This window comes from Streptomyces sp. NPDC004561, assembly GCF_053602155.1.
This window is the reverse complement of sequence record NZ_JBSGDB010000181.1, coordinates 1-16584: the sequence shown is the minus strand read 5'-3', so window position 1 is coordinate 16584 and position 16584 is coordinate 1. Positions and strand designations below refer to the sequence as shown.

Below are 16584 nucleotides of genomic sequence, written 5' to 3'. Positions count from 1 at the left end.
GCCCATGCTGCTGATCCACCGGGTGTCCCGGGACGCGCAGGGGCGCTCGCCGGCGAGGGTGCCGAAGCGGTCGGCGACGCCGAGCCGGGCGGCCCGGGCCCGGGCGCGCTCCAGCAGCGGCTCCGAGGCGTCCACGGCGACCACCCGGGCGCTGGGGAAGGTCCCCGCGACCATGCCGGCGATCACCCCGGGCCCGCTGCCCGCGTCGACGATCAGCCCGGGTCCGGTGACCTCCTCGCCCAGCCACGCCAGCGCCCGCGCGTACGCCGGGGCGGACAGCTCCGCCTCCTCCTCCAGCAGCGCCGCCAGCGCACCCCAGTCGGTGTTGCCCCCGTGGGCGTGGTCGTGGCCGTGGTGGGTGTGGTGGACATGCGCCATGGTGGTCGCCCTCTCGCTCGGATGCGGCCAGCCTGCTCCGGCGCACCGGCGTACGGCCACTCCTGTTGCCGGTGCCGCAAAAAACGGGGTGCGCGGGTGCGGTCCCGGGCCCCAGCATGGGCTCGTGGACGACGACCTTGCGACACGCTTCCTCGACGACGGCTTCGTGAAGATCGAGCGCGCGGTCCCGCCCCGGGTCGCCGAGGACTGCGCGCGGCTGCTGTGGCGGGAGACGGGGTACGACCCCGGGGACCCGGGCACCTGGAAGGAGCCGGTGGTGCGGCTCGGCGACATGGCGCAGGGCCCGTTCGCGGCCGCCGCCAACTCCCCCGCGCTGCATGAGGCGTTCGACCTGCTGGTGGGTGAGCGGCGCTGGGTGCCACGCTATTCGCTGGGCACTCTGCCGCTGCGCTTCCCGCACACCGAGGAGCCGGACGACGCCGGCTGGCACATCGAGGGCAGCTATCTGCCCGAGGGCGCGACCTGGTACCACACCAACCTGCGCTCGAAGGACCGGGCGCTGCTGATGCTCTTCCTGTTCAGCGAGGTGACCGAGGAGGACGCCCCGACCCGGATCCGGGTCGGCTCGCACCTGGACGTGCCGCCGCTGCTGGAGCCGTACGGCGAGGCGGGCGTGTCGGGGCTGGAGATCGCCCCTGACCTGGTGGCGGCCACCGCCCACCGCCCGCTCGCGTACGCCACCGGCCGCCCCGGTGACGTCTATCTGTGCCATCCGTTCCTGGTGCACGCGGCGCAGCCGCACCACGGCACCCGGCCGCGCTTCATGGCACAGCCGCCGCTGCACCCGGCGGTGCCGTACGAGCTGGACCGGCCGGACGGCGCGTACTCGCCGGCGGAGCGGGCGATCCGCCGGGGTCTGGGCCGGTAGCGCCCGGACTCGCCCGCCCCGGAGTCACTGCCTCCGCCGGCTCAGGCGGGGGGCTTCCGGAACGCGCGCAGGGTGAAGGACGGGTCCTGGCGGGGGCGGTCCTGGTGCGGGAGTTCGGCCAGGCGCGCGGCGTACTCCTCGGTGCGCGGCTCGCCGGGCGGCAGCATGGTGAACCAGCCGCGGCGCAGATCGGCGATGGTCGCGCGCGGGCTGCGGCCCTGTCCGGCCCCGCGGAAGGCGGCCCGGCCCGCGGGTCCGAGCCCGTGCCGGACGGCGTGCGCGGTGACGGTGCCCGCGGCGTCCGCGGCGGGCCGCACCGGGCGGGAGGCGAGGACCGCGTCGATGTCGCTGCCGACGTCGTGCGCCTCGGCCTTGTCGACCGTGGTGACGTACACCCCGCCGGGCCTGAGCACCCGGGCGCACTCGGCGACGATGGCGCGGACGTCCTCGGCGTCGTCCAGCAGATGCAGCAGCCAGATGCTGGTGACCGCGTCGAAGGCGCCGGTGGCGAAGGGCAGGCGGCGGCTGTCGGCCCGCACGACCGCGCCCGGCAGCCGGGCCCCCGCCATGCGGACCATGGCGGGGGTGAGGTCCGCGCCGGTCACCCGCGTCCCGGGGCGGCCGGCGGCGAGCCGGCGGGTGACGATCCCGGTGCCGCAGGCGACGTCGAGCAGACGGCCGGGCCCGTCGGGTATCAGGCCGAGGACGGCGTGCGCGGCGGCATCGGCGCGGGCCTCGCCGCCGCGGGAGGCGTCGTAGGCGTCGGCTTCCTTCTCGTAATCGAGCACATCGCTCAGTGTGCCCCGTGGCCTGGGGCGATGTCCTCCACCCTGCGGGCGAGCGCGAAGTCCAGCTCGGTGACGACGCCGCCCGCGCTGTGCGTGTTCACGCTGAGGGAGACGGTGTTGTAGCCGAGGGTGAGGTCGGAGTGGTGGTCCAGCTCGTTCTGGACGGCGGCGATGTGCGCCACCAGCGCCGCCGCCGCGACGTGCGAGCCGAGCCGGTAGGAGCGGGTGAGCCGGTCCCCCTCCACCGACCAGCCGGGCAGCTCGGCCAGCCGGTCCTCGATCTCCTTCTGCGACAGCGGTTCGACGGCCATGACACCGTCTCCCTTCCTGGTGGTGACCCGTGTGGGACGTGCGGACACGGTGTCAGCCTGCCACGCCGGCACCGGCCGGATGCCGCCGACGCGTCGGCGGCACGGCTCGTTCCCGCGCGCGCCCCTCGATTAGGGTCGTCGGTATGACCATGGTCGCCTCCGAAGCCTCCGTGTCCGCCGCCGTCCCCGACAAGGGGGTCGGCCCGCTACTGCGCGCCTGGCGGGAGCGGCGCCGGATCTCCCAGCTGGAACTGTCGCTGCGCGCCGACTCCTCCGCCCGGCACATCAGCTTCGTCGAGACCGGCCGGTCCCGCCCGAGCGAGGAGATGGTGCTGCGGCTGGCCGAGCACCTGGACGTGCCGGTGCGCGAGCGCAACGCCCTCCTGCTGGCCGCCGGTTACGCCCCGCACTATCCGGAGACCCCGTTGGACGACCCGGCGCTGGACGCGCTGCGCGACGGCATGGAGCGCCTCATCGTGGGCTACGAGCCCTACCCGGCGCTGGTGGTCGACGCCGGCTACACGGTGGTCGCCGCCAACCGGGGCATCGCGATGCTGCTGGAGGGCGTGCCGGAGCGGCTGACGACACCGGCGCCGAACGCGATGCGGCTCACCCTGCACCCGGAGGGGCTGGCGCCGCGCATCCGGAACCTGCGGGAGTGGCGAGGGCATCTGCTCGCGCAGATGGAGCGGCAGCTCGCACTGCACCGCTCGGACCAACTGCGTTCCCTGTACGAGGAGGTGACGGCGTATCCGGTGCCCGAGGACGCGCCCGGCGACGAACCGGCTGAGCCCGTACCGTACTTCGCGCTGCCGCTGCGGATCGAGCACGACGGCCGGATCCTGTCGTTCGTGTCCTCGATCTCCACCTTCAACACGCCGATGGACGTCACCGTCGCCGAACTGGCCATCGAGACGTTCCTGCCCGCCGATCCGGCGACCACCAAGTACCTGCACACACTGGCGGGTTGACGACGGTGTGAGCGTCCCGTCGGCTCGCCCTGGTGTGCGGGACGGCGTCACGTGACAGACTGCGCGCATACGGCGGCGCGTAGGGAGGGCGTGGCGTGAGTGAGCGGCGGGCTGCCCCCACCGTGGGCCAGGTGGTGCTCGGCAAACGGCTGCAGGAGCTGCGGGAGGCGGCGGGACTCAGCCGTGAGGAGGCCGCCCGGGTGCTCAGGGTGGCGTCGGCGACCGTACGGCGCATGGAGATGGCCGAGGTCGCGCTGAAGATCCCGTATCTGCAGGTGCTGCTCGAGACCTACGGCGTGGCCGAGGAGGAGGCCGTCGCGTTCGTGCGGCTGGCCGAGGAGGCGAACCAGCCGGGCTGGTGGCAGCGGTTCCACGACGTGCTGCCGGACTGGTTCAGCCTGTACGTCAGCCTGGAGGGCGCCGCCCGGATCATCCGCTCCTACGAGCCGCACTTCGTGCCCGGTCTGCTGCAGACCGAGGCGTACGCGCGTGCGGTGATGGAGGCCGGGACGATCGGGCAGACCGAGCCGGACGCGGTCGAGCGGCATGTGTCGCTGCGGATGGAGCGGCAGCGGCTGCTGGAGCGCGCCGACCCGCCCCATCTGTGGGTGATCATGGACGAGACGGTGCTCAGGCGCCCGGTCAGCGGGTGCGCCGCGGTGCTCCGGGACCAGCTGGACCGGTTGCTCGAGTACGCCGAGCGGGACCGGGTCACGCTCCAGATAGCCGAGTTCGCGGCGGGGCCGCACCCGGGGACGTACGCGCCGTTCACGCTGTTCCGGTTCGCCGAACCGGAGCTGCCGGACATGGTGTTCACCGAGTATCTGACCGGCGCCCTCTATCTGGACTCGCGCCGGGAGGTCGCCGCCCATCTGGAGGTGCTGGACCACATGACGGCCCGCGCCGCCTCCGCGCAGCGCACGCGCAAGATCCTGCGCGAGTACCGCGAGGACCTCTGACGCCCGCGGGGCGCCGCGCGTGTCAGGCCGCGCCTCCCCTGGTGTCGCGGTCCTCGTCCACGATCTCGGCGTCCACCACGCCCTCCTCGTCGGGGGCGTGGGTGCTCTGTTCGGTGGTCGGGCCGCCGGCGGCCGCGGCGCCCTCGTACATGGCCTGGCCCATCTTCTGGCTGACGGTGGCGAGTTTCTCCACGCCGGTGCGCAGGGCGGCGGTGTCGGCGTTCTGCTCCAGCAGGGTCTTCAGTTCCCCGGTCGCCTCCTCGACCTCGCTCCGGGTGGCCTCGGGCACCCGGTCGTGGTTGTCGCGCAGGAACTTCTCGGTCTGGTAGACGAGTTGCTCGGCCTGGTTGCGGGTCTCGGCCGCCTCCCGGCGCTTGCGGTCCTCCTCCGCGTACTGCTCCGCCTCCCGCATCATGCGGTCGATGTCGTCCTTGGGCAGGGCGGAGCCGCCGGTGACGGTCATCTTCTGCTCGCGGCCGGTCGCCAGGTCCTTGGCGGAGACGTGCATGATGCCGTTGGCGTCGATGTCGAAGGCCACCTCGATCTGCGGGACCCCGCGCGGGGCCGGCGGCAGGCCGGTGAGGTCGAAGACGCCGAGCTTCTTGTTGTAGGCGGCGATCTCGCGTTCGCCCTGGTAGACCTGGATGCCGACCGAGGGCTGGTTGTCGGTGGCGGTGGTGAAGATCTCCGAACGGCGGGTGGGGATCGTGGTGTTGCGCTCGATCAGCCGGGTCATGATGCCGCCCTTGGTCTCGATGCCGAGGGACAGCGGGGTGACGTCCAGCAGCAGCACGTCCTTGACGTCGCCGCGGATGACGCCCGCCTGGAGGGCCGCGCCGACCGCGACGACCTCGTCGGGGTTGACGCCCTTGTGCGGGTCCTTGCCGGTGAGGTCACGGACCAGGTCGGTGACGGCGGGCATCCGGGTGGAGCCGCCGACCAGGATGACGTGGTCGATCGCGGACAGCTCCACCCCGGCGTCCTGGACGGCCTGGTGGAAGGGCTTCTTGCAGCGGTCGAGCAGGTCGGCGGTCAGCTCCTGGAACTGGGCCCGGGTCATCTTCTCGTCCAGGTGCAGCGGGCCCTCGGCGGAGGCGGTGATGTAGGGCAGGTTGATCGAGGTCTCGGTGGAGGAGGACAGCTCGATCTTGGCCTTCTCGGCGGCCTCGCGCAGCCGCTGCACGGCCATCTTGTCGTTCGCGAGGTCGATGCCGTACTGCCCCTTGAACCGTTTCGCCAGGTGCTCGACGATCCGCTGGTCCCAGTCGTCGCCGCCCAGGTGGGTGTCGCCGTTGGTGGCCTTCACCTCGATGACGCCGTCGCCGATCTCCAGCAGGGACACGTCGAAGGTGCCGCCGCCGAGGTCGAAGACCAGCACGGTCTGCTCCTCGCCGCGGTCCAGGCCGTAGGCGAGGGCGGCGGCGGTCGGCTCGTTGATGATCCTCAGCACCTTCATGCCCGCGATCTCGCCGGCCTCCTTGGTGGCCTGGCGCTGGGCGTCGTCGAAGTACGCGGGCACGGTGATCACGGCGTCCGTGACGTCCTCGCCGAGGTAGGCCTCCGCGTCCCGCTTCAGCTTCTGCAGCACCCGCGCCGACAGCTCCTGCGCCCGCAGGCGCGCGCCGTCGACCGAGCCCTGCTCGGGGAACCGCCAGGCCGCGTCGCCCATGTGCCGTTTCACCGAGCGTGCGGTGCGCTCCACGTTCGTCACGGCCTGTCGCTTGGCGACCTCGCCGACCAGCACCTCGCCGTTCTTCGCGAACGCCACCACCGACGGGGTGGTTCGCGCGCCCTCCGCGTTGGCGACGACGGTGGGCTCACCGCCCTCCAGGACGGCCACCACCGAGTTCGTCGTCCCGAGATCGATCCCGACCGCACGTGCCATGGTTTCGTCCCCTTCCGCCCGGGCGTCTCCGGCACTCCCAGCACAGATCGTGCGCGCGACGCTGTCAATGCACGAGTGCCCGGAAACGGCGATGCCGCGCCCCCTCGCGGGGACACGGCACCGAAGGAGGTACGGGCGTCAGGCCAGCTCGGCCGTCAGCGTGATGGTGGTGCCGGCCAGGGCCTGGCTGACCGGGCAGTTCTTCTTGGCGTCCTCGGCGGCCGACTGGAAGGCCTGCTCGTCCAGGCCGGGCACCTCGCCGCGCACGGTGAGGTGGATGCCGGTGATGCCCGTGCCGGGCTGGAAGGTGACGTCGGCCTTGGTCTCCAGCCGGGTGGGCGGGGTGCCGGCGCCGGTCAGGCCGTGCGAGAGGGCCATGGAGAAGCAGCTGGAGTGGGCGGCGGCGATCAGCTCCTCGGGGCTGGTCTTGCCGTTCGCCTGCTCGGCGCGCGACGGCCACGACACCGGCTGCTGGCCGATGCCGGAGGAGTCGAAGGTGACGACGCCGCTGCCCGTGAGCAGTTCGCCTTCCCAGACGGTGTGCGCGGTGCGCGTGGTAGCCACGTTGGTTCCTTTCGCGTGGGGTCCCGTTCCCGGGTGTCCGTGGCCTATCCGATCACATCCGGGGTCGCCGCACGCTGAGGACCGGCCCACGAGGGGTGAACGGCGGACGTCGTGCCCGTGGCGGCGGACAGACCCGTCCGGGCCGCACTGTGGGGCGGTCCGTTCTCAGGCGGCCCGTTCCTCCTCCGTCTCCGCGGTGAGCGGCACTTGGGGGCCGGACAGCTCGCCGAGCCAGCGGCGCAGCACGCGGTGCACGTCCTCGGCGCCGGTGAGGTCCTCGCCGTGCCGGGCCGGCGCGGACAGGTCCAGCGGGGAGAGCAGGAACGGGTGGGACTGGGCGCCGCCGAGCCCGCCGTGGGAGCCGATCTGCTCCTCGAAGGCGAGGACTTCGCCGTCGGCGGGGTCGTGGGCGGAGTTCGGTGCGGGCGACGCGGACGAGCTCCGGGTCGACGGGGTCGTCGCCGTAGAGGACGGGCCGCCGGTCCCCCGCCTCGGCCGCCGCGGCCAGCGCCGGGGCCAGGCGGGGCAGCAGGTGCGGGTCGGGGTTGCCGGTGGACAGGTCGCGGCCGCCGGCGGGCACCTCCACGCGCAGCTCCCTGCGTCCGGTGGTGGCCGGTCTGGGCCGGACGCGGCTGCCGCGGCGGCCGGCGGTCTCGATCACCCCGCGCTCGCGCAGGGTGCGGTAGGCGGCCGCGACCGTGTTCGGATTCACCCCCAGCCGTTGCGCCAACTCCCGCATCGGGGGCAGGTGCTGGCCCGGCCGCAGCTCCCCCGCACCGACCGCGCGTTCGACGCTGGCCGCGATCTCTGCTGCGCCGCGCCCTTCGATCCGATACTCTCCTAGCACAAAAGACATTATGCACTAGTGCAATGAACATCGCCATGGAGGGACGCCATGCCGGGCACGACCGCCGAAGCCCAGTCCGCCGCCTACACCCCGACCGACCGCACCGTGCCCACGCGCTCCGCGGAACGGGCGTCGTACGACAGGGAGCTGGTGCACGCGATATTGGACGAGGGGTACGTCTGCCACCTGGGGTTCGTCCGCGACGGGGCGCCCGTGGTGCTGCCGACGCTGTACGGCCGGGTCGGCGAGCGGCTCTACGTCCACGGCTCCACCGGTTCCCGCCCGCTGCGGATGACCGGTACGGCCGACCCGGGCCTGCCGGTGTGCCTGACCGTCACCCATGTGGACGGGCTGGTGCTGGCCCGCTCCGCCTTCCACCACTCGATCAACTACCGCTCGGTCGTGGTGCACGGCGTGGCGCACGAGGTCACCGACCCCGAGGAGCGGCGGCTGGCGCTGGACGCGCTGGTGGACCACGTCGTACCGGGGCGGGCCGCCGACTCCCGGCCCGCGAACAAGAAGGAACTGGCCGCCACCGCGGTGATCCGCCTGGACCTGGATGAGGTCTCGGCCAAGGTCCGCACCGGCGGCGCCAACGACGATCCCGAGGACCTCGAACTGCCGCACTGGGCCGGGGTCGTCCCGCTCCGCAAGGGCTACGACGCCCCGGTGCCCAACGCCGACCTGACGCCCGGCATCGACCTGCCGGACTACCTGGCGGCACGGTAGTCACCGGGGAACGCCCCGGCTCCGCGGGCCCGCGCACGGCGAGGCCCGCGGAGCGTGAGCGGCACCTACGCGGCGGTGCCGCGCGCGGCCAGTTCCCGTTCCGCGCCGCCCGAGGCGAGCGGATCCGGGGAGCCCTTGGCGGGGGTGGAGGACTGGGCGATGAACGCGCCGGCCAGGACGATCACGCCGCCGGCGACCTGCGGTGCCGACAGGTGCTCGCCGAGCAGCACCCAGGCCAGCACGGTCGCGATCACCGCCTCCAGACAGGCGACGACACCGGCGACCTGCGGGGACAGCCGTCGCACGGACAGCACACCGGTGACGTACGCGATCACCGTGGCGACCAGCACGATCCAGGCCAGCAGGGCGAGGGCGGGTACGGCGGTGCCGTTCATGTCCGCGGAACCGGCCAGCACGGACCAGCGCATGGTCCAGGGGCGGGCGACGACCGTCAGCACGGCCGCGCCCACGAGCAGGCCGTAGGCGATGACACCGAGCGGGTCCGGCGCCTCGTCGCCCGCGTCGGTGCCCTGGTCCGACAGGACGAAGTAGCCGACCTGGCAGCAGGCGGCGCCGAGCGCGCACAGCAGGCCCAGCGGGTCGAAGCTCAGCCCCGACCAGACCTCCACCACACAGGCGAGTCCGCCCGCCGCGAGCACGACGCCGAGCGCGGCGGCGCGCGTGACGGGCCTGCGCTGCACGAACCGCACCCAGCCGAGCACCAGGGCGGGCGCCAGGTACTCGATGAGCAGCGCCACGCCCACCGGGATCCGGGAGAGGGCGGCGAAGTAGCAGGCCTGGACACCGGCGACGGCGAGCAGGCCGAACCCGGCGAGCAGAGCGGGGCGGCGGCGCGGCAGGGCGCGGTGCCGTACGGCGAGCGGCAGCATCACCACGGCGGCGCCGGCCACCCGCAGCCACACCACGTGCAGCGGGTCCAGCCCCGCCTCTATCAACGGCTTGGCGGCCACCCCGGACCCGCCGAAGGCCAGCGCGGAGACCAGCGCGAGACCGAGTCCCGCACCCCTGCCCCGGCTGCCCTGACTGCTCTCAGACGTATGCACCGGCACATGATGACAGTCGACGACAGGAGCGTCATCCCCGATGACACCTGTCTCACGGGATGGACGCCGGGGTCACCGCCTCAGCGGGCCGCGCCGCCCTCGTCGGCGTACTGGAAGCGGGCGCGCAGGTCATGGGCGGAGACGTCGGCGCGTTCGAGGACCTCGACGGCGCGGGAGCCCGGATCCGCGACGAGCCCGGCGAGCAGGTCGGACCCGGTGGCCCGGCCCTCGCCCCGGCGCCGCGCCCGCTCATGGGCGTACACGAGGGCGGCGGCCGCGGCCGGGGACCAGCCCCCTGCGTCCCTCGTCCCGCCGTCGCGGGGACCGGTCACGACGGCGATGGCGCCGGAGTCCTCCACGCTGCCCTGCCAGCGCAGGCCGTAGCCGATACTGCGCTGGACGAGATAGCCCAGGAGCCGGGCGAGCTGCGGCGGGCCGCCCACGGCGGAGCGGACCTCGGGGTCGTGCTCGAGGAGGGAGTGCAGCAGGTGGGCGGTGTCGATGTGCCGGTCCCCGTCCCGTACGGCCCTGCGGCGGGCACCCGCGACCACCGCCGCGAGCTCGGCGTCGAGCCCGGCGGCGTCGTCCGGGTACGGGTTCGCCTCGTCCTGGGCGGTCCGGTGGGCTGTACGGGGCTGCACACCTCCACCACATCAGCCCCGGCGGACCGAGTCATCCACGGGCGGAACCATTTGCGCGTCCCACGCCGAGTGGACATCGGCGTTCGGAATCTCATCCTTACGGAGGAGATCCGGCCGATCCGGCCCGAGGGGCGCGCGCCGTCTTGCCATGCGCCCCGCACGGGTGACACGACCCGTGGACCGGCCCCGCGCCGACCCTTTCTGACGGTTCATCAGTATTGAATGTTCACGGCTCTGCGGCTACGTTCCGCGACACCGTAGCCGGGTACGCCCGAACCGAAGGGGTGGTCGCATGGCCGAAGTCAGCGCGGAGGCACACATCCAGGCGCCGGCCGAGAAGGTGTGGAGCCGGCTCACCGACTGGCCGTCGTACGGGGAGTGGAACGCCACCCACACCAGCTTCCCCAAGGGCGGTCCGCAGACCCTGGCGGTGGGCGGCACGTTCCAGGAGAACATGAAGCTGATGGGCTTCCCGGCAGAGGTCGACTGGACGATCGAGGAGCTGGAACCGGCCCGGGTGTTCGCCATCCGCGGCAAGGGCCCGATGGCGGTGACCGTCGCCACCCGCTACACGCTCACCCCGGACGGGGACGCCACGACCCTGCGCATCGACGGCGAGTTCACCGGCGCCGCGGTGTCGCTGATGGCGGGCAAGCTCAAGGACTCGGCGACGGCCGCCCTGAACGAGTCGCTGCGCAAGCTCGGCGCACTGGTGGCCTGAGCCCGGACACGCGCGGGCGCCCCGCGGAGGTGTTCCGCGGGGCGCCCGGGCCGTCGTACGAGACTCAGTGCTCGTCGGCGAGGATGAGGTACAGCTTCTTGCGGGCGTCGTTGATGACGGCCAGCGCCTTCTCGCGCTGTTCCTTGCTGCCGGTCTTCCAGACCTGTCCGAAGGCCTCCATCAGACCGAAGCCGGCCTGCCGGATCTCACTGAGGGCCTCCCAGTCGACCCCGCGCGAGGCCTCCTCCCAGGGGGCGTCCGGCCCCTCGTCGGCGGCGGTGCGGCCGCTGTCGGTGAGGGAGAACAGCTTCTTGCCGCCCTCGCTCTCACTGGCGATCAGACCCTCGTCCTCCAGCAGCTGGAGGGTGGGGTAGACCGAGCCGGGGCTGGGCTTCCACGCACCGCCGCTGCGTTCGGCGATCTCCTGGATCATCTCGTAGCCGTGCATGGGCCGTTCCTTGAGCAGGGCCAGGATCGAGGCACGCACGTCACCGCGCCGCGCCCGCCCCCTGGGGCCACCTCGCCCTCGCGGGCCCCAGGGACCCGGTCCGAAGCCGGGGCCGCCGGGACCGAATCCCGGGCCGCCCGGACCGAAGGGCCCGAAGGCGGCCCGCCGGGCCTCGAATCCACCCATGCCCCGCCGGCCGGGGCCCTCGTGCCGATGTCCACGCTCGAATCCGTGGGTACGCATCGCGATCACTCCATTCCATCGCTGATCAGTCACGTATGCATCGCGTATCGTTCGCGATGCCTCAACGATATATCGGAACCGATCGCATGACAAGGCCCTTCCCGACAACTCGTCGAAGCTCGGCCCGTACGCGCGGGTGCGCGCGGCCGGAGTGCGGGAAACGTGCCAGGACTCGTGAATTGGCCTTGGTTGAGCGGCTGTCGGAGCCACTAGCTTCGGGGCATGCGCATTCGAATCGTGGACGCCTTCACCGACCGGCCCTTCGCCGGCAACCCCGCCGGGGTCCTGCTCCTGGACGACGTCTTCCCGGACGACGACTGGCTCCAGAACGTCGCCATGGAGGTCAATCACGCCGAGACGGCGTTCGCGCACCGGCTGCCCGAGGGCGGCGAGGCGGACTGGGCGCTGCGCTGGTTCACGCCCGTCGCCGAGGTCGCGATGTGCGGGCACGCCACGCTCGCCACGGCCCATGTCCTGCACACTTCGGGCGCCCACGAGGGCCCGGTGCGGTTCGCCACGCGCAGCGGCGTGCTCATCGCCACGCCCGGCGCGGACGGTTCCGTCACCCTCGACTTCCCCACCGCCCCGCTCACCCCGGTCGAGGTCCCGGACGGGGTCGCCGCCGCGCTGGGCGCGTCGCCGGTCGCCGCCTTCGACACCGGGGCGAACGTCGGTGACCTGCTGGTGGAGCTGGCGGACGAGAAGACCGTCCTCGGCCTCTCCCCCGACCACAAGTCCCTCGGCGCGTACTCCGCGCGCGGCATCATCGCCACCGCCCGCGCCGACGACCCGTCCCGGGGCTACGACTTCGTCTCGCGCTGCTTCTTCCCGAACGTCGGCATCGACGAGGACCCGGTCACCGGCAGCGCCCACACCGCGCTGGCCCCGCACTGGTCGGCCCGGCTCAGCCGCGACGACCTCACCGGGCTGCAGGCCTCCCGCCGCTCCGGGCTGGTCCGCACCGGGCTGCGGGGCGCTCGTACGCTGCTCACCGGCCGCGCGGTGACCGTCATCGAGGGCGAACTACGCGCCTGAGCGGCCGGTCCTCAGGCCGTCGGCAGCCAGCCCACCCTGCCCGCGAGGAGGGCGTAGCCGACGAACGCGCCGATGTCGAGCAGGGAGTGCGCGACGACCAGCGGACCGACCCGGCCCCAGCGGCGGTACAGCCAGACGAACACCACGCCCATGACCATGTTGCCGATGAAGCCGCCGACGCCCTGGTAGAGGTGGTACGAGCCGCGCAGGACCGCGCTGGCCACCAGTGCGGTCCCCGGGGTCCAGCCCAACTGGCCCAGCCTGCGCAGCAGATAGCCGACGACGATGACCTCCTCGAGGACCGCGTTCTGCACCGCGGAGAGGATCAGCACCGGGTACTTCCACCACACGGCGGGCAGCGCCTCGGGCACGACGGTGAGGTTGAAGCCGAGGCCGCGGGCGGCCAGGTAGAACGCGATCCCGGTACTGCCGATCACGGCCGCGATGCCGGCGCCCCGGGCGAGGTCGGGCCAGGGGCGGGTGCGGTCGAAGCCGAGGGTGCGCAGGCTCCTGCCCTCGCGCATCAGCAGGTGGGCGACCAGGGCCACCGGGACCAGGGCGGTCGCGATGCCGAACAGCTGCCAGGCGAGGTCGAGCCAGGGGCGGCCCGGGGCGGCCGAGGCGTTGAGGGTGGCCGCCTGTTCCTTCAGGCCGCCCGGCTTGGTGACCGAGCCGATGAAGCTGATCAGCGCGGAGACTCCGCTCGCCCCCAGCGAGAGCGCGAGGACGAGCAGCGTCTCGTCCCGCAGGATCCGCCGGGGGTCGCGCTCCCGCGCCCCGGATTCGGCCACCGAGTCAGCCTCCACCTGCACCCCTGCCTCCAGCCGGGCTCACGGGCCCACGGCCCACCTCTGCCCGCAAGGATCGCAGAAGGACACATAAGGCCGCCGTACCGGCCCACACCCCAGCCGACACGGCCTGCACACCGCCCAGCCCCTCACCGCCCGCCCCCGAACCCCCTCGCCCCCACCTGACGAACCGCCCGGCCCCGACCCCCTCGAACCCACCCGCCGAAGCGCCCCGGCCGCCCCAACCTCTCGATCACATCCGCCGAAGCGGCCTGCCACCAAACCCCCGCCGCCCCTCCCGCGAAGCAAGCCGGCCGCCAAGCCACGACCGCCCCTGGCGAATCGACCCAGTGCACAGCCCCATCGGCCCCACCCAGCGAAGCGACCGACACCAAGCCGCAGCGCCCCACCCCGCGAAACGACCCGCCGCCAAGGCCCACCACCCCACCCGGCGAAACGACCCGGCACCAAGCTCCCGTCGTCTCACCCGGCGAATCGGCCCCACCACCAGGCCCCCCGCCCCACCCAGCGGAGCGACCCGGTGTCGAAGGTCGCGTCGCTCCGCCCGGCGGTGTAACGGGGCGTTCCAGGCGCTCGGTCCGGGTTCAGCCCAGTGGGACGGGTTCTGGGAGGCCCACTGGCCAGGTGTGGACCGGTTCGCCGACGTGCATCAGCTCGGCGTAGCGCCGCGTCGTCGCGGCCAGGGCCGAGTCCCGGGTCAGACCCTGTTCCAGGGCCCGGTGGAAGGTGGCGGCCTGCCACGACGCGCCGTTGACCCGGCGCCGGCAGCGCTCCTCGATGACGCCCAGGTAGAGGTCCCGGTCGGCGGCCTCCACGCCCCACGCGTCCAGCCCCGCCGAGGCCAGCGGCAGCAGCTCGTCGCGGACCAGGGTCACCGCGTCGACCTCGCCGGTGCCGCCGTAGCGCCCCCGCCGGGGCCAGACGAAGCGCGCGTCGATGCCGTACCGGCACGCCGCGTCGAAGTTGGCCTCGGCCGCGGCGAACGGCAGTCGCGTCCACACCGGCCGGGAGTCCTCGGCGAGGGCCCGGACGAGGCCGTAGTAGAAGGCCGCGTTGGCGATCACGTCGGTGATGGTCGGGCCGGCCGGCAGCACCCGGTTCTCCACGCGCAGGTGCGGCACCCCGTCCGCGATGCCGTACACCGGCCGGTTCCAGCGGTAGATCGTGCCGTTGTGCAGGGTGAGTTCGGCGAGTTTGGGGATGCCGCCGGCGTCCAGGACCTCCAGCGGCTCCTCGTCGTCGCAGATCGGCAGCAGGGCCGGGAAGTAGCGCAGGTTCTCCTCGAACAGTTCGTGCGCCGAGGAGATCCAGCGCTCGCCGAACCAGGTGCGCGGCCGCACCCCCTGCGCCTGGAGTTCCGGCGGCCGGGTGTCGGTGGACTGCAGGAACAACGGCGGCCGGGACTCACGCCACAGTTCGTGACCGAACAGGAACGGTGAGTTGGCGCCGAGGGCGATCTGCGCCGCGGTCGCCACCTGGGCCGCGTTCCACACATCGGCGAACCGGCCCGGCGTGACCTGCAGATGCAGCTGCACGGAGGTGCACGCGGCCTCGGGCACGATGGACTTCGAGGTGCACACCAGATGCTCCACGCCCTCGATGTCGAGCCGGAAGTCCTCCCCGCGCGCGGCCACGATCTGGTCGTTGAGCAGGGTGTACCGGTCGACCTCGGAGAGGTTGGACGACACCAGGTCGTCCCGGTCGAGCGTGGGCAGAATGCCGATCATCACAATGCCCGCGTCGACCTCGCCGGCCTTGCGGTCGGCGTAGGCGAGCGAGGTGCGCAGTTCCTCGGCGAGCCGGTCGAATACCCGGCCCCCCAACCGGTGTGGCGCTATGTTCACTTCCAGATTGAACATCGCGAGTTCCGTTTGGAAGTCACGGCTCGCGATGCGCTCCAGCACCTGGCCGTTCAGCATTTTCGGCATGCCGTCCGGCCCGGCGAGATTCAGCTCGATCTCCACACCCATGAGGTTCTTGGGGCGGTCGAATCGCTTCTCGACCAGCAGCCGCTCCAGTCCCGTCAGGCACTTTTGGAGCTTTTCGCGGTAGCGCTGGCGATCGGACAGGTCGAACCGCCCTGCCACGACCTTCTCCCCCATCGAAGTGTCCCTCCTCGGATGGGCGGGCCGACGATCCGGCCGCCGGGCTCCCAAGTCAGGTGGGATGATGCCCAGCCGAAGCGATCGATAACGTCCCGCGCGGGCCCGTTGCCCGCTACTCTGTCGGAATGTTCCCCGCGGCACATTCACGGGGCATGCCGCAGGTCGCACATCCGTGTGCCCCGAACGCCTCGTGAAAAACGCCGACGACATTCGGCCGACCGCCACCGTAGCGTATTGCAAGGTCAGCAGCGGGTGACCGGTCTGAAAACCGGGATGAGACCCGCAAATCGACGGCCTATTCACGCCTTGCGCGACTTACCGGAATGCGATAGACGAAACATCGGCTGAACACGCGTCGTATAAACTTCGTCCACAAGGCGGGAGGGTGGCGCCCTCGGTCCTGGTCGTGCCGTTTTCCTGCCGTCCCGGTCGACGGACGGCTGGGCGAGCCGCGCCCTCGTTCTTCACCGACCCGGGCCACCTCTCCGCCTTCCCGTGAGCAGACAGCGCCGTCCGCCCCACCCTCCTCGCGCCGCCGCGCCTGTCGAATGAGAGGCGACCCACATGCCGCTGCACGTGCCCCCTGCCCCCGCGCCTGCCCTGCGTTCCGTCCTCACCGCCCTCGGTTCCCCCACCGCGGTCCGTGAGGCCCGTACCCCCTCCCTGCGTGCCGCGCAGGGTCCCGCGACCCCCGAACTCCCGCTGCCCGTCCATGTGCTGGACCGGATCACCGCACAGGGTCTGTCCGCCACCCGGCTGGCCGGCTGGCGGTTCCTGATCCGCTGCGGCGACCGGGCGGTGGCCGCGGCGGAGACGATGCTCACGCCCGACGGCTGGGCCTTCTCGCACTTCTTCGAGGGTCCGTACGTCCCCTCCACCGAACTCGCCCTGCAGCAGGCGGAGGCGCTGCAACAGCCCTACCAGGCACGGCTGCTGTCGGTGCCCGGCCTGTACATGCTCACGCTGTGGCTGCACGGCGACTGCACCGCCGACGGCGCGGAGGGGCATCCGGCCGCCACCGATCTGCTCGTCCCGCTCGCCCCGGCGCCGCCCGGCATATCCGCGCACCGGCCGCACCGGGTCGCCGAACTGCTGCCGGTGCTGACACATCGCGCCACCCGTCTCCCGCTGCTCGGCTCGCCGGCGGCCAGGCTGTGGTAGGGGCTCAGGACGAACGACCTCCAGGTGGTCTCCACC

Annotated in this window: 17 protein-coding genes and 2 pseudogenes; 7 read left to right on the top strand and 12 right to left on the bottom strand. The window is 72.7% G+C overall.

What is annotated here, in order from left to right; genetic code table 11:
- A partial coding sequence (locus ACWEN3_RS23305; RefSeq protein ID WP_452974207.1) for a methyltransferase domain-containing protein occupies positions 1–378 on the bottom strand: 378 nt, incomplete at its 3' end.
- A gap of 124 nt (positions 379–502) precedes the next feature.
- On the opposite strand from ACWEN3_RS23305, the gene ACWEN3_RS23300 reads away from it, so the two are divergent.
- Positions 503–1267 (top strand): phytanoyl-CoA dioxygenase family protein, encoded by a 765-nt coding sequence (locus ACWEN3_RS23300; protein ID WP_452974204.1) that lies wholly within the window; start codon positions 503–505, stop codon positions 1265–1267.
- 41 nt (positions 1268–1308) lie between these two features.
- Here the strand turns inward: ACWEN3_RS23300 and ACWEN3_RS23295 are convergent, their stop codons facing one another.
- Both ACWEN3_RS23295 and ACWEN3_RS23290 read right to left on the bottom strand, forming a co-directional pair.
- Complete coding sequence (locus tag ACWEN3_RS23295) at positions 1309–2055, bottom strand: class I SAM-dependent methyltransferase (protein WP_452974201.1); 747 nt, start codon at positions 2053–2055, stop codon at positions 1309–1311.
- 5 nt (positions 2056–2060) lie between these two features.
- Positions 2061–2366 (bottom strand): 4a-hydroxytetrahydrobiopterin dehydratase, encoded by a 306-nt coding sequence (locus ACWEN3_RS23290; protein ID WP_452974198.1) that lies wholly within the window; start codon positions 2364–2366, stop codon positions 2061–2063.
- Between the two features lie 143 nt (positions 2367–2509).
- Between ACWEN3_RS23290 and ACWEN3_RS23285 the strand changes: the two genes are divergently transcribed.
- Both ACWEN3_RS23285 and ACWEN3_RS23280 read left to right on the top strand, forming a co-directional pair.
- Positions 2510–3337, top strand: coding sequence for a helix-turn-helix domain-containing protein (locus ACWEN3_RS23285; RefSeq protein ID WP_452974195.1), 828 nt, complete (start codon positions 2510–2512; stop codon positions 3335–3337).
- A gap of 95 nt (positions 3338–3432) precedes the next feature.
- A complete protein-coding gene (locus ACWEN3_RS23280) occupies positions 3433–4296 on the top strand; it encodes a helix-turn-helix domain-containing protein (protein WP_452974193.1) in 864 nt (287 codons plus the stop codon).
- Between the two features lie 22 nt (positions 4297–4318).
- Here the strand turns inward: ACWEN3_RS23280 and dnaK are convergent, their stop codons facing one another.
- From dnaK to ACWEN3_RS23260, 4 genes and pseudogenes are all read right to left on the bottom strand, one after another.
- Positions 4319–6181: a molecular chaperone DnaK gene (dnaK, locus tag ACWEN3_RS23275; RefSeq protein ID WP_452974190.1), complete on the bottom strand. Its 1863-nt coding sequence runs from the start codon at positions 6179–6181 to the stop codon at positions 4319–4321.
- A gap of 138 nt (positions 6182–6319) precedes the next feature.
- Positions 6320–6745: an OsmC family protein gene (locus ACWEN3_RS23270; protein WP_452974187.1), complete on the bottom strand. Its 426-nt coding sequence runs from the start codon at positions 6743–6745 to the stop codon at positions 6320–6322.
- Positions 6746–6910: 165 nt separating this feature from the next.
- A pseudogene (locus ACWEN3_RS23265) lies at positions 6911–7162 on the bottom strand (hypothetical protein); the annotation flags it as partial.
- A pseudogene (locus ACWEN3_RS23260) lies at positions 7158–7592 on the bottom strand (GntR family transcriptional regulator); the annotation flags it as partial. The pseudogenes ACWEN3_RS23260 and ACWEN3_RS23265, both read right to left, overlap by 5 nt.
- A gap of 48 nt (positions 7593–7640) precedes the next feature.
- Between ACWEN3_RS23260 and ACWEN3_RS23255 the strand changes: the two are divergent.
- Positions 7641–8321, top strand: a complete 681-nt coding sequence (locus tag ACWEN3_RS23255) for a pyridoxamine 5'-phosphate oxidase family protein (protein WP_452974184.1) — start codon at positions 7641–7643, stop codon at positions 8319–8321.
- A 65-nt stretch (positions 8322–8386) separates the two neighbouring features.
- Here ACWEN3_RS23255 and ACWEN3_RS23250 read toward each other — a convergent pair whose 3' ends face one another.
- Together ACWEN3_RS23250 and ACWEN3_RS23245 are read right to left on the bottom strand one after the other, a co-directional pair.
- A complete protein-coding gene (locus tag ACWEN3_RS23250; RefSeq protein WP_452974181.1) occupies positions 8387–9391 on the bottom strand; it encodes an EamA family transporter in 1005 nt (334 codons plus the stop codon).
- Positions 9392–9465: 74 nt separating this feature from the next.
- Positions 9466–10026 (bottom strand): Clp protease N-terminal domain-containing protein, encoded by a 561-nt coding sequence (locus ACWEN3_RS23245; RefSeq protein WP_452974178.1) that lies wholly within the window; start codon positions 10024–10026, stop codon positions 9466–9468.
- A 292-nt stretch (positions 10027–10318) separates the two neighbouring features.
- Here ACWEN3_RS23245 and ACWEN3_RS23240 point away from each other — a divergent pair, with 292 nt between their 5' ends.
- The gene (locus ACWEN3_RS23240; RefSeq protein ID WP_452974175.1) at positions 10319–10747 is read left to right on the top strand and encodes a type II toxin-antitoxin system Rv0910 family toxin; all 429 of its coding nucleotides are present in this window, start codon (positions 10319–10321) and stop codon (positions 10745–10747) included.
- Positions 10748–10811: 64 nt separating this feature from the next.
- Here the strand turns inward: ACWEN3_RS23240 and ACWEN3_RS23235 are convergent, their stop codons facing one another.
- Positions 10812–11438: a PadR family transcriptional regulator gene (locus ACWEN3_RS23235; protein WP_452974172.1), complete on the bottom strand. Its 627-nt coding sequence runs from the start codon at positions 11436–11438 to the stop codon at positions 10812–10814.
- 222 nt (positions 11439–11660) lie between these two features.
- Between ACWEN3_RS23235 and ACWEN3_RS23230 the strand changes: the two genes are divergently transcribed.
- Positions 11661–12473, top strand: coding sequence for a PhzF family phenazine biosynthesis protein (locus tag ACWEN3_RS23230; protein WP_452974169.1), 813 nt, complete (start codon positions 11661–11663; stop codon positions 12471–12473).
- Between the two features lie 11 nt (positions 12474–12484).
- On the opposite strand, the gene ACWEN3_RS23225 is transcribed toward ACWEN3_RS23230, so the two are convergent.
- A complete protein-coding gene (locus ACWEN3_RS23225) occupies positions 12485–13285 on the bottom strand; it encodes a CPBP family intramembrane glutamic endopeptidase (RefSeq protein WP_452974166.1) in 801 nt (266 codons plus the stop codon).
- A gap of 581 nt (positions 13286–13866) precedes the next feature.
- Positions 13867–15384 carry a glutamate--cysteine ligase gene (locus ACWEN3_RS23220; RefSeq protein WP_452974163.1) on the bottom strand — a complete coding sequence of 506 codons (1518 nt, stop codon included), beginning with the start codon at positions 15382–15384 and terminating at the stop codon, positions 13867–13869.
- A gap of 567 nt (positions 15385–15951) precedes the next feature.
- Here ACWEN3_RS23220 and ACWEN3_RS23215 point away from each other — a divergent pair.
- Positions 15952–16548, top strand: coding sequence for a hypothetical protein (locus ACWEN3_RS23215; RefSeq protein ID WP_452974160.1), 597 nt, complete (start codon positions 15952–15954; stop codon positions 16546–16548).
- The last annotated feature ends 36 nt before the right edge of the window (positions 16549–16584 follow it).